Consider the following 16,283-nt stretch of genomic DNA (forward strand, 5'->3'; position numbering starts at 1 on the left):
GGTGATCCGACATCCTTCGGCACGTCCTGGCCTAGGCGATAAGTCCGGCGTGGCGCAGTGCAGCGCGAATATTGTCTTGATCTTCCATGGCCAGATCGCCGCTGGGCTTCCTGGGCTCGCCTACCTTGCGGCCAAGCAGATTGATGGCGAACTTGACGCGTGCGGGAAAGTTGGCTGGCTTGATCATCTCTCGGGCAAGAGGCGCGATTCTTTCCGTTAATTCACGTCCCCGCCTGTAATCGCCTTCCAGGTGCGCCCGGTAAATTTCGCCGTATTCTTTCGGAATGACAGTGTTCACGCCGGAGATCGAGGCGTCTGCGCCCAACAAAAAACTTGCGATGTTCACGCTATCCGCGCCGGCAGCAATTGCGACGCGATCTCCAACGGTCTGGACAAGCTCCGCGACCGGTTCAAGGGCAACCTCTTTTACGCAAATGACACCGGTTAGCTTGGCGATGCGCTGCATTACCGACGGAGGGCTGAAAAAGTGGTTATAGAAAATGATCGGCATTTGCGTCGCGTCATGGATGTCTCGGACGAACGCCTCGAGGCCCTCCTGCGACGGCGTCGTATAGATCGGCGGCCCGACCATCAACGCGCTTGCGCCAGCCTCTTTTGCTTTTTGGCCCCTTAGGATAGCGTCCTTCGTCGTGGTCGTGATGACGCCGGCGATAATGCGAATGTGGCTGTTCTGCACGGCCTCATTGACAAGCTGGCCCAGCTCCTCGGCGCTCAACTCGTCTCCCGAGCCCGTACTGCCTCCAACGACAGCCAGCCTCACACCGACGGATTCCATGAAGCGCAGTTCATTTCGGAACAGCTCGAAATCCAGGCTGCCGTCCGCCGCAAATGTGGAAACGAGTGGCGGGATGACGCCGCTTATCTCTTCCTTGGACAGCGTTTGTTTTGTCATGGTCTCTTTCCTATTTCACTGAGTGAAAGTAACTCTCGTACAGTGAAATAATCCAGAAGCAGGCGTGGTGTGTCAACTCGCCTTTAAGGCGGGCGCGTCACAGTGCGTCACTTATCATCAAAGTGCGAACGCCCGTGGGACCAGTTCTTTGACGTTCAAGCCGGTGGAATGGACAGGAAGTTGCGTGTTTTCACACGAGAAAGGAGACGATGAAAGGGTTGCAGAGAGCTCGCGATCTCAGTTGCGCTGCCGCAGAACCCAGCCGTGTCTGGCTGTTGCCGCTTCGAACAAGCCTGACGCATGCACGGAATACGACAATATTGCCAGCGGCGATGCCCCTTCACGGCCCCGTCGTTGCAACTGATCAGGGACGGCAGTATCCACCGCCATGTCTCACGGATTGATGATGAAGTCCGGCACTCGTTGTCCGGACTTTGCGATTAGGAGGTTATCTCGACGCGCGAGCCGTCAGGCGTCGCGATGACGGCCTCGTAATAGCCGTCGCCCGTCATTCGTGGACCCGAAACTAGGATCCCGTCGTCCTTGCATCTGGCGGCCATTTCGTCGACCGCCCTCTGACTCCCGAGAGATATGGCAATATGATCCCATCCGCTTGCTTCCCGATCTTCACTGGGACCAATCCACGGTCCGGTCATGAGCTCGATTTCGGCACCTGTGTCGGCAAGCTTGATGAAGCGCGAAACGAAACCTTCTCGGCGCTTGCTATGATAGGGCTCCCCAATCTCGGCATCGAAATAAGTCTGCCAGAATGCAACCTGTCGGTCGAGGTCGGGAGTCCAAATCGCAACGTGTGCAATATGCAAGTCATTTCCTTTCCGATTCAAAACGACAGGGGTTTCCGCAGCAACACGGCGTAGGCGCAGCGGTTGCACAAGCGTCAGGGGCACGGGTTCCGGGACCGATCCTTCCGCTTGCGGGCCTCTCTTTCGCCTACCATCGAGCCAAATGTAAAATAGCAAAATGTGTTCGCCTGTTGCGAGGCGTCATTGCGGACCGCCTCGGTCACCTCTCGATGTGGAGCGCTGACGAAGCGGATGCAGAAAGTATTCTGTCTGCACTGCGTTCGATAAAGTCTCCGGCCTCAGCAGCGTTGTCAGAGTAGCATCGTGGTCGCTCAGATCAGGTTTGGTTTCAGAGTCAAAGCTTCCGCAAAGGCTTCCGCGCCAAGGGCGGGTTTGAAGCAGCGTATGTCATATTCGACCAGATTCTGCCTGTGGAAGGAGTCGGTTTTCAGCATTGCGTCGAGTTCTTCCCGGCTGGCGCAATGGGCAAGGACGATTCCGCCAACAGCCGGTTCCATAGGGCCAGCGGCGATAATTGCTCCCGCCTTCAAATGTTCGGCGAGCCATTCGCGATGGGTGTCGAGATGGGCTTTTATATCATCCATGGGGCGGATGTAGGTGAGAGTAACGACATAAAGCATTGATGGATTTCCTTAAAGGAGTGGAAGAACTATGCCACGAGGTTCAGGATCTGCTCGTCGGCGTCGCGGAATGCTTTGGCGGTCATTTCCGGGCCGCCCGCCATCCCTTCAGCATAGATGAGCTGGACGTCCGTGATGCCGAGAAAGCCCAGCATGTATCTAAGATACTGCGCCGGCGTGTCGGCGGGCGTTTCCCTGTAGAAGCCGCCCCGCGTCAGGGCGATGATCGCCCTCTTGCCCTTCACCAAGCCGATCGGTCCGGTCTCCGTATAACTGAATGTCGCACCCGGCTTGGCGACGGCATCGATCCAGTTCTTCAACTGGGATGGAATGTTGAAGTTGTACATCGGCGCACCGATGACGATGATATCCGCCGCCAGGAGTTCAACGACGTGACGTTCGTCTTCGAGCGCTCGGGCGGTCTGATCTGGCGTTCGCGCGTCGGGAGGGAGCATCCGTGCCGCGACCGCCAGTTCATCGAGCGGCTGGATCGGATCGACGGCCAGGTTCTTAATCTGGACGACAGCGTCCGGATCAATCCTTCTCAGATGGCGGGCGATGGCGTCGGCAAGAGCGGAGGAGGCGGAGCCGTCAATTCGCGCGCTGGAATTGATTTGCAGTATCTTCATGAGAATTCCTTTCATGCGCCTCTCACGGCGCGTTCAGTCGATGGACAACGGACGCGGATGATCGCCGGCATGGCGAGCATGGCCGCGGTCACTCGGGGATAAGGGGCGGGTCGCCTGGTCGACGCGCCCGCAGCTCAGGCTTGTGCGGCGTCTTCGATCAGTGCGGTGACGACATCTGCATGGGATATCAGGGACATGTGGCTCGAGAAGACCTCCGTTATGGCAGCCTGACTGCGGTGAGCCATCCAGCTCTGGAGTTCGGGCGCAAGCGCTCGGTCGCTCCTGGACAGAAGATACCAAGACGGCTTTTTCTTCCAAGCGGTGCCGACTACCTTTTCACCGAACGAGGTTGCGGCGATAGGCTTCTGTGTGGCGGCAAGAAGCTGGATCCTCTCGGGCGGAAGATCGCCTGCGAGCGCGGGCCCATAGTAAGCCGGGTCGAACCAGAGCGAATTGCGGCAGTCGGGGCGCGCTCCTTCCATGCCGGAAGAAGGCGAACCATGATTTTGAAGGTCAATGGCCGACTCATTCTCATCAGGCACCAGCGCCGACACATAGACGAGAGACGTGACGTTCGGCGAAAGCCCGGCCTCAGTGATGACCATGCCGCCCCAGCTATGCCCCACCAGTACGACAGGGCCGGACTGGCGGCTCAGGACATTTTTGATGTAGGCGATGTCATCGGCGAGCGATGTCAGGGGGATTTGTGCGGCCGTGACGGTGTATCCCTTTGAGGCAAGCCGGAGGAAGACTTCGCTCCAGCAATTGCCGTCTGTAAATGCGCCATGCACCAGCACTACGTTTTTTGTTTTCTGTTCAGCCATTTCGTTTGTTCCTGTCTGCGCGGATGCCCGCTGCCGCATGATTCCCGCAAGAGCGCCGGCCGCTGACATCGCGATCAAGCTTCTTCTATTCAGGACGGACATGTCGTCGTGTCTCCGGCGGATTTGCGGTCGGCGTCTTGCCGATGTGAGTTCGATTGCAAGATAGCGGGTTGGCAAATGTCGCATTAGGGGTATGAATCGGGACTGATTGTTCTATTGAAGCAACAATGCGATCATACGGGGTGGCAGCGTTTGGAAGACTTGAATGACCTGATGCTGTTTGCCGCTGTCGTGCACCATGGTAGCTTCTCCGCTGCGGCATTGGCACACGGACTGCCGAAATCCAAGGTAAGTCGCCGTATCGCCGGCCTGGAGCGACGACTGGGCGTGCGGCTTCTGCAGCGCTCGACGCGGGCTCTCCACGTGACGGAAGTCGGGCAAGCGCTCCTGCCGCACTGCGAGTCCATGGCGGAAAGCGCCCAGGCGGCACTCGAAGTCGCAGCCTCAGCAGGAGAACATCCCACAGGTCGGCTGAAGGTCGGTTGTCCGATTGGTGTCGCGCACCTCTACCTCGCACCGGTGTTGGGCAAATTCCTGAAGGCAAATCCCGCAGTCCAGTTTGAACTCGATCTGACGAATCGGCGCGTGGATGTAATCGCAGAAGGCTATGACGTCGCCCTCAGGATCAGATCGAGTCTTGACGATTCCAATCTTGTCGTTCGCAATTTGGGAACGAGCGAGCAGATGCTTGTGGCAAGCCCGGAATTCATAGCCACCCACGGTCCTTTCGGCAGCGCGGATTCTTTGCAGCGGAAGCCAGGCGTCGGGCCTGCCGGCGTGAGAGGCGAGAGGAACTTCTGGAGTTTGCTGAAGCCGGATGGTGTTTCCATCGACATCGAATATCTGCCGACGCTCATGACTGACGATGTCTATGTGCTGTGTCAGGCTGCGTTAGCCGGAATTGGTGTCGCACGTCTGCCGGTCAATATTTGCGGAGACGCCATTCGCGACGGCCGCCTGGTGAAGGTCTTGCCGCATTTTCGATTGCACGCGCACGGTCTTCATGCCGTGTTTCCGTCCCGTAGGGGCCTCGTGCCAGCGGTGAGGGCTTTCCTCGACTTCCTGGCCGAAGAGCTCCCGGGGATGCTTGCGGCGGTGACTGGTGGATATGACGATGGCTATAGCCCAGGTAGCCTCGGTTCAAATCGGACATCATGACCGCTTGGTGTAGACGAGGCCTGTAGGTTCGGCCCGCATTGAGCTGTCATCCAGAATGACGCAGTAAACAGCTCCGTTTTCATATACGACGCGGTGTTGATGAGTTAAGACGGTTCCAATGCCCCGCTTTGTCGGGAGGACAAACATATTGTCAAAAAACCTGCGACGTAAGCCAGTCTGCGAAAATCTTCGATAGCCTCCGTTGGCTGCCGGCCTTCGGATAGGCGAGGTAGTGGCCGATGTAGCGGTTGTCACGGCTGTTGCTGAACGGGCGAACCAGACGCCCGCTGTCCAGCTCGCGCCTTGCCAGAGTGTTGGACTCCAACGCCACTCCCAGCCCGTTCGCCGCGGCGTCGACTGCCAGAAAGCTTCTATCGAAGCTCATGGCGGGCAGGGGCGGAGGTCCGAGATTGTTGAGTTCAAACCAGTCGATCCATTGAATCCTTTTCAGGTCGCTGCGGATGAGGGGAAGACGCGCCAGGTCCCGCGGAGTTTCCAGTCGTTCAGCCATTTTTGGAGCACACAGCGGAGAAATGATCTCTTCTCCAAGCGGCACGACGATCAAATCTTCTCTGTTGGATGGTTCGCCGTAGATGATGTCGACATCAAACAGGCCGTCCACGAAACGCGCATAGTTTGTGCTTGCCGCCACCCGGACCTCAACCCCCTCGTTCTTGCCCAGGAAGTCGGGAAGACGTGCCGAGAGCACCTGAGCGGCGTAACTCGGAGCGCAGTGAACCCGCAGCAGGTGGGTCTTGTTGGATGAAATCATCTCAACACCGCGACGAAGCTCTTCAAAGGCATTGGAGGCATGGGACAGAAGCGTCTGCCCCGCCAGAGTCAGGGTGACCTTTCGCGTGCTGCGCTCGAAGAGGGAGATGCCAAGGTCACGCTCGAGCTTTGCAATGGCATGACTTACGGCGCTTGGTGACAGGTGCAGCTCCTCGGCTGCAGCGCGAAAAGACGCCAGCCTGGCTGCGGCTTCAAAGACGCGGACCGCGGAGAGGGAGGCCATCTGCAACATCGGATTAGTGAACCAGATTCACCCACCGTTGTAAACTTCGCGTTTGTCGAACGGCGTCAACTCGATCAGTTTCGAACCCACAAGCCCACTGACTTGTCAAAGATTTGCCAGATGCTCGGGACGCATCGGGAGGAGATTACATGTTACTCAATGGGAAGACCGCGGTCATTTCGGGCGCGGCGAGCAGGCGCGGCATCGGCCGTGCGACGGCGCAGCTTTTCGCCGAGCATGGCGCTCGCGTCGCCATCCTCGATATCGATGACGACGCCGCTGCGGAGGCCGCCGCGGCGCTGCCGAGCGTCAAGTCCGGCAACCATGTCGGCCTGTGCTGCGACGTCGCCGACAAGTCATCCTGCGCCGATGCCGCATCCAAGGTGATCGCCTCGTTCGGTTCGGTAAACGCGCTCGTCAACAATGCCGGCATCACCCAGCCGGTCGGCACGCTCGATATCACCGAAGCCGACTGGCAGCGGATCGTGGCGGTCAACATGACCGGTGTGCTCTTCCTGAGCCAGGCCTTCATCCCCTACATGCGCGACAATGGTGGTGGATCGATCGCCTGCATGTCCTCCGTCTCGGCACAGCGTGGCGGCGGCATCTTCGGCGGACCTCATTACTCCGCGGCCAAGGCAGGCGTGCTCGGCCTCGCCAAAGCGATGGCGCGAGAATTCGGTCCGGCCGGCATTCGCGTCAACTCCGTCACGCCCGGCCTCATCCAGACGGATATCACCGGTGGCAAGCTCACCGATGAGATGCGCGCCGACATAATCAAGGGCATCCCCCTGAGCCGGCTCGGAGAGGCCGCCGACGTCGCGAATATCTACCTGTTCCTCGCCTCGGATCTGTCGGCCTACGTCACCGGAGCGGTCATCGACGTCAACGGCGGCATGCTGATCCACTGAGGTCAATCCGGAGAGACACCGACATGAGCCAGATTGGCCACAATATCAGCCTGACAGAGCGCGCCCGGCGCATCCGCCGTCACGCGCTGCGTATGGGCGAAGTGCAGGGGCAGGGTTATATCGCCCAGGCGCTCGGCGTCGCCGACGTCCTTGCCGTATCCTACTTCCACGCCACGAACTACCGGCCGGACGATCCCGAATGGGAGGGGCGGGACCGTTTCCTGCTGTCGATCGGCCACTATGCGATCGCGCTTTACGCTGCTCTGATCGAAGCCAAGATCATTCCCGAGGACGAGTTGGAGACCTACGGCACGGACGACAGCCGGCTGCCGATGTCCGGCATGGCCGCCTACACGCCCGGCATGGAAATCACCGGCGGATCGCTCGGACACGGACTAGGCATCGCGGTCGGCATGGCCTTGGCGCTGAAGCGGAAGAAGTCCTCTTCCTTTGTTTATAATCTGTTTTCCGACGGCGAACTTGATGAGGGTTCCACCTGGGAGGCCGCGATGTCGGCCGGCTCCTATAAGCTCGACAATCTGATCGGCATCGTCGACGTCAATCAGATGCAGGCAGACGGGCCCTCGATCGGCGTGCTCAATTTCGAACCGCTCGGCCCCAAATTCGAGGCCTTCGGCTGGTTCGTCCAGCGGGTCGACGGCAACGATCTCGATGCGCTCGTACAGGCGTTCGACGCAGCTCGTCATCACGCCGAGGCGAAGCCTCGCATCATCATCTGCGACACGAAAATGGCGAAGGGAGTGCCCTTCCTCGAGGCACGCGATCGAAACCACTTCCTGCGCGTGGAACCCCACGAATGGGCCGAGGCCCTCAGAATCATCGATGCGGGAGCGGAAGCATGAGGCGTTCGAAGTACACCCGGCCTGCGCATCTTGAAAGCGGCATCGACAAGCCCCGGCTCACGACGTCGGCGATGATCGCATCGATTGCCGGTCCCGATCAGCCGACGAGACCGGCACCCTTCGGCAACGCGCTTGCCGCCCTGGCGCGGAAGGACGAGCGTGTTGTCGGCATGTCCGCTGACCTTGCGAAATACACCGACCTTCATGTGTTCCGCGCTGCCCATCCCGACCGCTTCTACCAAATGGGCATGGCGGAACAGCTGCTGATGATGTCGGCGGCGGGCATGGCGCGCGAAGGCTTTCAGCCTTGGGTGACGACATATGCCGTCTTCGCGTCCCGGCGGGCCTACGACTTCATTTGCCTGGCGATTGCCGAGGAGATGCTTGATGTGAAGATCGTCTGCGCCCTTCCGGGCCTGACGACGGGATATGGGCCGAGCCACCAGGCGACTGAGGATCTCGCAATGTTCCGCGGCATGCCGAACCTGACGATCGTCGATCCGTGCGACGCCAGCGAGATCGAGCAGGCGGTTCCGGCGATCGCCGCTCATAAGGGGCCGGTCTACATGCGCCTGCTGCGCGGCAACGTTCCACTGGTCCTGGACGAATACGGCTACAAGTTCGAACTCGGCAAGGCCAAGCTCCTTCGGGATGGCAAGGACACGCTCATCATCTCGTCGGGCCTGATGACGATGCGCGCGCTCGAAGCTGCCGCACAGCTTCGATACGACGGCGTCGACGCTGCCGTCCTGCACGTCCCGACCATAAAGCCGCTCGACGAGGCGACGATCGTCGCCGAGTGCCGCAAGGGCGGAAGGCTGGTGGTCGTGGCGGAGAACCACACGGTCATTGGCGGCCTTGGAGAGGCAGTCGCCGGAACGCTGTTGCGTGCCGGCGTCGCACCGCCGGGCTTCCGTCAGATCGGCCTGCCCGACCAGTTCCTGGAGGCGGGCGCCTTACCGACGCTCCATGACCAATACGGGCTATCGACCGTGAAGGTGACGGAGGCGGTCAAGACCTGGCTCTCGACCTGACGACGTCGGCCGGTTGAGGAGATGCCGGCCGTTTAAACAAGCTTGTGATGGAGGATGAAATGAGCTTGCAGATGAACAGAAGATTTTTCCTGGCGACCGCTGCTGCTGCGCTCGCGGCCCCGGCAATCGTGCTTTCAAGCCGATCCGCCAACGCTGCCGCCACGACCTTGACCCTTGGCCATGGCGCCGCGCCCGGCAATCCCAGAACCGTCGCTGCCGCTAAATTCGCGGAACTCGTCAAGCAGAAGACCGAAGGTCGTATCCAGATCAACGTCGCAGGCGCGGAGACGCTTGGCAGCGACTCCGCGATGCTCACCAGTCTCAGGACAGGCGCGCTGGATTTCACCGCCAACAGCCAGGGCGCAACTTCGGCGATCGTTCCAGAACTCAGCGCGCTCGGCCTGCCGTTTCTATTTGAAAACACGGACAAGGCCGTGGCCGTCCTGAACGGTCCGGTGGGCGCCGAGCTCAACCGGCGCTTCGAAGCGGTCGGAGTCGTACCGCTCGACTGGTGGGACAACGGCATCCGGCACCTGACGAACTCGAAGCGGAAGGTGGCTTCGCCTGCCGACCTAGCGGGCATAAAAATCAGGACGCCGGCCGATCCGATGACAATCGACATCTTCCAGGCATTGGGAGCAGGCACCGAACAGATCGCCTTCGGCGAGCTCTACATCGCTTTGCAGCAGGGCGTTGTCGACGGGCAGGAGAATCCGCTCGCCAATATCGAAAGCTCGAAACTTCACGAGGTCAACAAATACATCAGCCTGACCGCCCACAAATGGGAATCCACGCCGTTCCTGATGTCGAAGATCGCTGAGGCCCGCTTGGGGTCTGATTTAGAGGCGGTCAAGGCCGCGGCAAAGGAGGCGGGTGCTCTGCAGCGGAAGCTCTCGGGCGAGAAGGCCGCTGAGGTGCTCGAGAACTTCAAGAAGAACTCCGCGGTCGAGGTCGCGGAAGTCGATCACGACGCTTTCGTCACGGCGACCGCTTCCGTCGCGGCCAATTGGAAGAAGAAGCCTTTCGGCGATTTCGTCACCCAGGTGGAAGCCGCTGCGAGGGGCTGAGGCTCCTACCCAAGACCCGGAGGCCTCATGAGCAGGTTTTATTCAGCCGTCGATCTGGTCGCCGGCATCATCGTCACCTTAGCGAGGTCGGTCATCATCGTCAGCGGCATCGCGCTGACGGTGGTCACCACGGCCAATGTCGTGGCTCGATACGTTTCGGCGAGCGGGGGACTGTCGTTCGCCCAGGAGCTGCCGATGCTGATGTTCCCATGGTTCATCATCGCTGGAATCATCATTGCAGCCCATGCGGGCGGGCACATGGCCGTCGAATGGCTCTACGAAAAGCTTGACGGGGGCGCTCGCACGACGGCCCTGATCGTAGCGAACGCGATCAGCGTCGCTGCATTTGTGGTGCTGGCGTATCAGGCGACCTTGGTGGCCGAGATCGCCGGCGCTGAACGCAGCCCCGTTCTGCAGCTTCCAAACAGCATCGGCTACTATTCGCTGTCGATCGGCGCGGTACTCGTGTCCATCGTCACCATCGCTGCAACCGCCCGTGTTCTCCGGCTGGGCTGGGATCACCGCCTCGAGATCAAGCCCGAGGAGATCGCGCTATGACACTCGTCATGATCGTTTCCTTCTGCGTCCTCATGGTCCTCGCCGTTCCGGTCGGCTATGGGCTGATCATTGCAGCGGGGCTTGGAGTCCTGTTCAACGGTTACGTCCCGCTCTCCGTGGTCGCCCAGCAGGTCTACGATCAGACTCAGTCCTTCCCGATGCTGGCGCTTCCGTTCTTCATGCTCGCGGGCACCCTCATGCTTGGCGGTGAACTGGGGCGTCAGCTCCTGGAGCTCGCCTCTCGCGCAATGCAACGGTGGCGGGGCGGACCGCTGTCGACCACCGTCGTATCCTCCGTCGTCTTTGGCGGCGTATCCGGCTCGGCCGTGGCGAATGCGAGTGCGCTCGGCTCCGTTCTCATCCCCTGGCAGAAGAAGCACGGGTTTCCGCCGGCGCTCTGCGCCGCCAACAATGCGACCTCCGCTGTCATCGACGTCCTCATCCCGCCGTCGATCCCGATGATCCTCTACGCTCTGATCAGCGGCGTCAGCGTAGGCGACCTGTTCATCTCCGGCATTGTTCCGGGGCTGATCATGGCGGCGAGCTTCGTGTTCGTCTGCTGGTATGTCTCCGTGAGGCGGGGGTATGCCGCTGAAGCCGTAAAGGTCCGCAAGCGCGAGCTGGCGCGACTGGCACTGCAAAGTTTCCCGGCAATTCTGCTGCCGATCCTGATCATCGTCTTTTTGCGATCCGGCCTGGCGACGCCGACAGAGGTCTCGGTCCTGTCGGTCGTCTACTCGCTGTTGCTCAGCGTCCTCTTCTACCGTGACCTGACCTGGAAACGCTTCTGCGAGAACATGGTGGAGGCGGGTGTCGCGACGGGCGTGGTCATGCTCGTGATCATGGGCAGCGCGGCGGTCGGCTGGGTGCTGACATTCGATCAGGCCCCGCAGCACATGGCCGAATGGGTTTCGACGCACATCTCCAGCCCGATCGTCATCATTCTCATGATGAACCTGATCATGCTGGTGGTCGGCATGCCGCTCGACATGCCGCCGGCGATCCTCCTGCTCGGGCCGATCTTCGTTCCTCTGGCCGATTCCATCGGTCTCGACCGGGTCCAGCTTGGCCTGATGATGGTCATCAACCTCGGGATCGGACTCTACACGCCGCCGATCGGCACGACCCTGTTCATCTCGTCGTCGATCGCAAAGGCGCCGCTGGGAACGACGACCAACGAACTCTGGCCGTATTTCGGCATGGCCATGCTCCTCCTCCTGGCGGTCAGCTTCATGCCGGCGCTGACGATCTACTGAGGAGCGTTCGATGAGTGAAACATCCAAGAACGTCATCACCGTCCGAGGACTTACAAAGTCCTACGGTGCAACCTCGGTCCTCAAAGGCGTCGACTTCTCCGTTGCTCGCGGGGAGGTTCACGCGCTGCTTGGCGGTAACGGCGCCGGCAAGTCGACGATGATCAAGATCATTACGGGCGCGGCCTCGCGCAACGACGGAGAGATACGCTTCTTCGACAGCGAGGGCAGCGAACGCAGCGAGGCCGAGGGCAGGGCGAAGGTCGCGGTCGTGCACCAGGAACTTGCGCTTCTGCCGCATCTGACCGTCGCCGAAAACATTGCCCTGCCGCATCACAGGAGAGGTGCGGGCTTGTTTCGGCATACGGCCGCAGCGGGACAGGCCCACGACGCGCTGCGGATGATCGATCAAGACTTTGCCGCCAGGTCTTTGCACAGGCTAGTTGGGAGCCTCAGCCTCCACGAAGGTCAGATGGTTGAAATTGCCAGGGCTCTTTCATCGGGTGCGGAATTGATCCTCCTCGACGAGCCGACTGCCAATCTCACCGCCCTTGAGACGGAGAGGCTGTTTGCGTTGCTGAGGCGGCTGACCCGGGATACCGGTCTGTCGGTTGTCTTCGTCTCGCACCGAATGAAGGAGATCAGGCAGATCGCCAATGTCTGCACGATCATCCGCGACGGCCGCACAGTGGTCGACCGCCAGCCGATGGAAGAGCTGACGGACGCCGGCATCATCGAAAAGATGGGGCAGGTGGCAGCCTCTCATGCACCGGAACGGGCGCTGCGGCCCGACTACCGGTCGGACGCCCCCGCTGCGACGGACACTATTGCCATCGAGGAGGCAGGTTTCAGGCTGGAATTGCAGCCGGGCACCGTGCTCGGCGTGGCCGGCGCACCGGCTGGACCGGCCGCACTGATCGAAGGGCTGACAGGCGCTGCCCGGAAGAAGCGATGGACGGTTGCGCGTGCGGGATGGCCAGATCAGCTCCGATCGCCCCGCAAAGCCGCCCGCCTGGGGGCGGGATATGTGACTGGCGATCGGGCACACAAGGGCGTCCTCCACAGTCTTCCGATCATCGATAACGTCATGGCGTCCCGCCGTGTGACCAGAGGCGCGCTCCTCGCCGGCGGCACTGAAGGGGGCGAATGCCTCGATCTGCTGAAGGCCTTGAAGGTGAAGGCCGCTTCCGTCTGGGATCTGCCGAGCACGCTGAGCGGTGGCACGCAGCAGAAGCTTCTGCTTGCCCGCTGGCTAGGCGTGCCCTCCCGGCTGCTCGTCCTCGAGGAGCCGACCAGAGGCGTCGATATCGGAACCAAGCGAGAGATCTACCAGCTCATCAGACAGATGGCCGCTTCAGGCACAGTGATCGTCTGGTGGTCCACTGAAAATGCCGAACTGCTGGAAGTCTGCGACCGCGTCATCGCCTTCGACACCGAGGGACGGTGTGCCGGCGTGATGGACCGCGATGACTTCAGTGAAGAGAAACTTGTCAGTTTGACTGGAATGGCCGCATGACTGGGACACGGGTACACATCGCGCCGACTGAGGCGCCGGCAACGCTAATCAGACAGAGGGAAAGCCTCTTTAGCGCCTACAGGACAGAGATTGCGATCGCTCTCGCCATCGTGCTGCTGGCGCTTGCGGTCGGCTCGCAAGTTCCGCAGGCGCTCACCTGGGGCAATTTCGCCAATATCACGCAGGCCGGTGCGCCTCTTATCATTATGTCGCTGGGCGTTCTGCTTGTCGTCATCACCGGCGGTATCGACCTCTCCGTCGGCTCGGTCTTCTCCTTGACCGGCATGGTGACGGCCCAGGCGATGGCAAACGGGTTTGGCGGCATCTCGGCAAGCCTGATCGGTCTCGGCGTCGGACTTGGTTTCGGATCGATCAACGGCTTCCTCGTCACGATCGCCGGTCTGGCGCCGTTCGTCGTAACCCTCATCACCTTTGCCGTTGCCGGCTCGCTCGCTTTCATCGTCACGAACGGGCGCTCGATGCCGATCGGCGATCCTGACTTCTGGCTCCTCAACAGCGGCAGCCTGATACCCGGCGTTCCGAATTACATCCTCTTCTGCGTGGTCCTCCTGATCGCAATCGAGCTCTTCCTGAAGAAGATGGTGGCTGGCCGCTGGTTCTATGCCGTCGGCAGCAGTTCGACGGCTGCCTATCTGCTTGGCATCCCGGTCAAGCGCACGAAATTCATGGCCTATGTCACGTCCTCGCTGCTTGCATCGTTCTCCGGCCTCCTGACGATCTCCTACATTCTCAACGCAGAATCCACCGCGGGATCAAGCCTGATGCTCCAGGCCATCGCGGCGGTCGTGATCGGCGGCGCAAGCCTGCTCGGCGGCACGGGCACCGCGGTCGGCGCCGTGCTGGGGGCTCTGATGATCACCGTCATCCAGAACGGCGTGAACCTGATCGGCATCAACAGCTTTTGGCAGGGGTCGGTCACCGGCATTGCCATTCTTATTGCGGTCCTCATCGACCGCTTCAGCAAATCGCGGCGAGGCGCCGTTTGATTTTAACCCGGCATGTCGCCGGACAAGTGGAGGAGGAACGAAAATGAAAAGACTTAAACAGGGACTCAGGATCGCTGCGGGTGTCGCAATCGCAGCCCTGCTTTCTGCAGCGGCGCAGGCGCAGGACAAGAAAACAGTTGCGTATCTTGCCCCATCGCTCGACATCTCATACTGGCAGTGGGTCGGCTACGGCGTGAAGGAAAAGGCGAAGGAACTTGGCATGGACTATGTCGAGTACACGTCTGAAAACTCGCCGGCCAAACAGATGGATAACGCCCGCACTGCCGTGACCAAGGGGGTGGACGCCATCGTGATCGGCCCGGTGAGCTCCACGAGCACGCCACCGCTTCTCGCATATTTGAAATCGCAGGGCATCCCGATCGCCTTCGCGGGCATCGGTCCGCAGCCCGGTCAGACCGACTACACGTCATCGGTAACGGCTAACAACTACGAGACCGGCAAGGCGCAGGGCGAGTTCGTCTGCAAGCTTGCCAAGGACCGCGGTGGCAATCAGGTCGGGATGTTGTCGCTGCCGCAGGACCGCGAGAATGCCCAGAAGTATCTGAAGGGAGCGGAAGAGGCCTTCAAGGCAAGCGGTTGCGATCTGGCGCAGATGCTGGAGACAAGGGGGCTTACCGTCAACGAAGCCGTTACCCAGGCAAACGACATGCTCACCGCACATCCTGATATCAAGGCGATATACGGCATGTACGACGAAGCCGGGACGGGTGCGGCGAAGGTTCTGCAAACCCGTGGACTTACCGGCAAGGTCGGCATTGCGGTCGCTGATGGCAGCCCGACGACGATCGCGCTTTTGAAGTCGAACGCAATCCAGGGCATCTTCTTCCAGGAAGCTGTCGGGCAGGGAATAGACGGCACGCAGCAGGTGTTCAACGCGCTCTCCGGTGGGCCGGTCAAAAAGGATCTCGCTCTCGTCATGCCGCTCGTAACCGCGGACAAGGTCGATGCCCCGGAAGCAAAGGCCGTCATAGCGCGTGTGTTTCCGCCGGCGAACTAACTTGGATTCGGGCGCCGGCGATCATCTCCGGCGTCCCTCCAATGCGTGATCATATACAAGGGCAGCAATCATGGACGACCTACCAATCATCGATCCGCATTTCCATCTGTGGGATCTCGACAACAACTACTATCCATGGCTGTCGGACGGCGTGAAACCGTCCGCTTTCGGCGACTACACCGCGATCAACAAAACTTACCTCATCGACGATTTTCTGGCGGACGCCAGAAATCAGAACTTGGTGAAGGCAGTGCATCTCGACGTCGGATATGATCCGAAGGACCCTGCCGGCGAGACGCGTTGGCTGCAAGGTGTGGCTGACAAGCACGGCTTCCCTCATGGGATTGTCGGATACGCCGACTTGCGCAAGCGCGACGTCGGCGATCTCCTGGACGAGCACATGTCCTATGCGAACTTCCGCGGCATCCGACAGTCGATGAACTTTCATGACGATGTCGCGAAAACCTATCTGACCGAACCGGAAGTCAGTCGGACGCCCAACTGGCGCAAAGGCTTCAAGGAGCTGGCACGGCGGGGCCTCAGCTTCGACCTTCAGCTCTACTACTGGCAGATGGAAGAATTTCTCGAACTCGCCCGCGATTTTCCTGGCGTGCAGATCATTCTCAATCACACCGGCATGCAGGTCGATGGTCCTAGCCATTTCGAAGGATGGCTAAAGGGAATGCGCATGCTGGCCCAGGCACCCAATGTCGCATGCAAAATCTCCGGTCTCGGCATGGGAGATTGGACGTGGACGGTGGATAGCATCAGGCCTTACGTGGAGGAGGCAATCGCGGCATTCGGCGTCGACAGATGCATGTTCGCTTCGAATTTCCCAGTAGACAAGCTGTTCGGCAGCTATGACAAGATCATGGACAGTTTCAAGTCCATCACCGCCAGCTATTCTCAAGACGAACGAATTGCGCTGTTCCACGACAACGCCGCAAGATTCTATCGGATATAGAAGTCTCGGCAGCCGCTGAAATGCGTAGGTTATCGCATCCCAGTGTCAC

Annotated in this window: 17 protein-coding genes; 11 read left to right on the top strand and 6 right to left on the bottom strand. The window is 60.3% G+C overall.

What is annotated here, in order from left to right:
• Nucleotides 1-31: 31 nt before the first annotated feature.
• The 5 genes from AC13QO_RS22085 to AC13QO_RS22105 all read right to left on the bottom strand — a co-directional run bounded on the left by AC13QO_RS22085 (nt 32) and on the right by AC13QO_RS22105 (nt 3,912).
• On the bottom strand, nt 32-913 hold the full coding sequence (locus AC13QO_RS22085) for a dihydrodipicolinate synthase family protein (protein WP_097592360.1): 882 nt from the start codon (nt 911-913) through the stop codon (nt 32-34).
• Between the two features lie 440 nt (nt 914-1,353).
• Entirely contained in the window at nt 1,354-1,737 is a 384-nt protein-coding gene (locus tag AC13QO_RS22090; protein ID WP_488541828.1) for a VOC family protein, read from the bottom strand.
• 311 nt (nt 1,738-2,048) lie between these two features.
• Entirely contained in the window at nt 2,049-2,357 is a 309-nt protein-coding gene (locus tag AC13QO_RS22095) for a YciI family protein (protein ID WP_488541829.1), read from the bottom strand.
• Between the two features lie 29 nt (nt 2,358-2,386).
• Nucleotides 2,387-2,986, bottom strand: coding sequence for an FMN-dependent NADH-azoreductase (locus AC13QO_RS22100; RefSeq protein WP_488541830.1), 600 nt, complete (start codon nt 2,984-2,986; stop codon nt 2,387-2,389).
• A 134-nt stretch (nt 2,987-3,120) separates the two neighbouring features.
• Nucleotides 3,121-3,912, bottom strand: coding sequence for an alpha/beta hydrolase (locus tag AC13QO_RS22105; RefSeq protein ID WP_488541831.1), 792 nt, complete (start codon nt 3,910-3,912; stop codon nt 3,121-3,123).
• A gap of 159 nt (nt 3,913-4,071) precedes the next feature.
• Here AC13QO_RS22105 and AC13QO_RS22110 point away from each other — a divergent pair, with 159 nt between their 5' ends.
• On the top strand, nt 4,072-5,028 hold the full coding sequence (locus tag AC13QO_RS22110) for a LysR substrate-binding domain-containing protein (RefSeq protein WP_488541832.1): 957 nt from the start codon (nt 4,072-4,074) through the stop codon (nt 5,026-5,028).
• 151 nt (nt 5,029-5,179) lie between these two features.
• Here AC13QO_RS22110 and AC13QO_RS22115 read toward each other — a convergent pair whose 3' ends face one another.
• Nucleotides 5,180-6,052 (bottom strand): LysR substrate-binding domain-containing protein, encoded by an 873-nt coding sequence (locus AC13QO_RS22115; protein WP_488541833.1) that lies wholly within the window; start codon nt 6,050-6,052, stop codon nt 5,180-5,182.
• 140 nt (nt 6,053-6,192) lie between these two features.
• Between AC13QO_RS22115 and AC13QO_RS22120 the strand changes: the two genes are divergently transcribed.
• The 10 genes from AC13QO_RS22120 (at nt 6,193) to AC13QO_RS22165 (ending at nt 16,234) form a co-directional block, all read left to right on the top strand.
• Complete coding sequence (locus tag AC13QO_RS22120) at nt 6,193-6,954, top strand: SDR family NAD(P)-dependent oxidoreductase (RefSeq protein ID WP_488541834.1); 762 nt, start codon at nt 6,193-6,195, stop codon at nt 6,952-6,954.
• 23 nt (nt 6,955-6,977) lie between these two features.
• The gene (locus tag AC13QO_RS22125) at nt 6,978-7,817 is read left to right on the top strand and encodes a transketolase (RefSeq protein WP_488541835.1); all 840 of its coding nucleotides are present in this window, start codon (nt 6,978-6,980) and stop codon (nt 7,815-7,817) included.
• A complete protein-coding gene (locus AC13QO_RS22130) occupies nt 7,814-8,851 on the top strand; it encodes a transketolase family protein (RefSeq protein ID WP_488541836.1) in 1,038 nt (345 codons plus the stop codon). The genes AC13QO_RS22125 and AC13QO_RS22130 overlap by 4 nt, the downstream gene beginning before the upstream one ends.
• Nucleotides 8,852-8,910: 59 nt before the next feature.
• Nucleotides 8,911-9,918: a TRAP transporter substrate-binding protein gene (locus AC13QO_RS22135; protein WP_488541837.1), complete on the top strand. Its 1,008-nt coding sequence runs from the start codon at nt 8,911-8,913 to the stop codon at nt 9,916-9,918.
• Between the two features lie 27 nt (nt 9,919-9,945).
• Nucleotides 9,946-10,476 carry a TRAP transporter small permease gene (locus AC13QO_RS22140; RefSeq protein WP_488541838.1) on the top strand — a complete coding sequence of 177 codons (531 nt, stop codon included), beginning with the start codon at nt 9,946-9,948 and terminating at the stop codon, nt 10,474-10,476.
• Nucleotides 10,473-11,732 carry a TRAP transporter large permease subunit gene (locus AC13QO_RS22145; RefSeq protein ID WP_488541839.1) on the top strand — a complete coding sequence of 420 codons (1,260 nt, stop codon included), beginning with the start codon at nt 10,473-10,475 and terminating at the stop codon, nt 11,730-11,732. The genes AC13QO_RS22140 and AC13QO_RS22145 overlap by 4 nt, the downstream gene beginning before the upstream one ends.
• Before the next feature lie 10 nt (nt 11,733-11,742).
• On the top strand, nt 11,743-13,245 hold the full coding sequence (locus tag AC13QO_RS22150) for a sugar ABC transporter ATP-binding protein (protein ID WP_488541840.1): 1,503 nt from the start codon (nt 11,743-11,745) through the stop codon (nt 13,243-13,245).
• Nucleotides 13,242-14,252: an ABC transporter permease gene (locus AC13QO_RS22155; protein WP_488541841.1), complete on the top strand. Its 1,011-nt coding sequence runs from the start codon at nt 13,242-13,244 to the stop codon at nt 14,250-14,252. The genes AC13QO_RS22150 and AC13QO_RS22155 overlap by 4 nt, the downstream gene beginning before the upstream one ends.
• Before the next feature lie 43 nt (nt 14,253-14,295).
• Complete coding sequence (locus AC13QO_RS22160; RefSeq protein ID WP_488541842.1) at nt 14,296-15,270, top strand: substrate-binding domain-containing protein; 975 nt, start codon at nt 14,296-14,298, stop codon at nt 15,268-15,270.
• A 70-nt stretch (nt 15,271-15,340) separates the two neighbouring features.
• Nucleotides 15,341-16,234, top strand: a complete 894-nt coding sequence (locus tag AC13QO_RS22165; protein ID WP_488541843.1) for an amidohydrolase family protein — start codon at nt 15,341-15,343, stop codon at nt 16,232-16,234.
• Nucleotides 16,235-16,283: the final 49 nt, after the last annotated feature.

This window comes from Rhizobium sp. CNPSo 3670, from assembly GCF_057784555.1.

Bases quoted from the DNA above. Each gene is read 5' to 3' on its own strand.
- AC13QO_RS22100 (WP_488541830.1), bottom strand. From the start codon at position 2,986: ATGAAGATACTGCAAATCAATTCCAGCGCGCGAATTGACGGCTCCGCC.
- AC13QO_RS22085 (WP_097592360.1), bottom strand. From the start codon at position 913: ATGACAAAACAAACGCTGTCCAAGGAAGAGATAAGCGGCGTCATCCCG.
- AC13QO_RS22130 (WP_488541836.1), top strand. From the start codon at position 7,814: ATGAGGCGTTCGAAGTACACCCGGCCTGCGCATCTTGAAAGCGGCATC.
- AC13QO_RS22125 (WP_488541835.1), top strand. From the start codon at position 6,978: ATGAGCCAGATTGGCCACAATATCAGCCTGACAGAGCGCGCCCGGCGC.
- AC13QO_RS22140 (WP_488541838.1), top strand. From the start codon at position 9,946: ATGAGCAGGTTTTATTCAGCCGTCGATCTGGTCGCCGGCATCATCGTC.
- AC13QO_RS22095 (WP_488541829.1), bottom strand. From the start codon at position 2,357: ATGCTTTATGTCGTTACTCTCACCTACATCCGCCCCATGGATGATATA.
- AC13QO_RS22135 (WP_488541837.1), top strand. From the start codon at position 8,911: ATGAGCTTGCAGATGAACAGAAGATTTTTCCTGGCGACCGCTGCTGCT.
- AC13QO_RS22160 (WP_488541842.1), top strand. From the start codon at position 14,296: ATGAAAAGACTTAAACAGGGACTCAGGATCGCTGCGGGTGTCGCAATC.
- AC13QO_RS22105 (WP_488541831.1), bottom strand. From the start codon at position 3,912: ATGTCCGTCCTGAATAGAAGAAGCTTGATCGCGATGTCAGCGGCCGGC.
- AC13QO_RS22155 (WP_488541841.1), top strand. From the start codon at position 13,242: ATGACTGGGACACGGGTACACATCGCGCCGACTGAGGCGCCGGCAACG.
- AC13QO_RS22145 (WP_488541839.1), top strand. From the start codon at position 10,473: ATGACACTCGTCATGATCGTTTCCTTCTGCGTCCTCATGGTCCTCGCC.
- AC13QO_RS22115 (WP_488541833.1), bottom strand. From the start codon at position 6,052: ATGTTGCAGATGGCCTCCCTCTCCGCGGTCCGCGTCTTTGAAGCCGCA.
- AC13QO_RS22150 (WP_488541840.1), top strand. From the start codon at position 11,743: ATGAGTGAAACATCCAAGAACGTCATCACCGTCCGAGGACTTACAAAG.
- AC13QO_RS22165 (WP_488541843.1), top strand. From the start codon at position 15,341: ATGGACGACCTACCAATCATCGATCCGCATTTCCATCTGTGGGATCTC.
- AC13QO_RS22120 (WP_488541834.1), top strand. From the start codon at position 6,193: ATGTTACTCAATGGGAAGACCGCGGTCATTTCGGGCGCGGCGAGCAGG.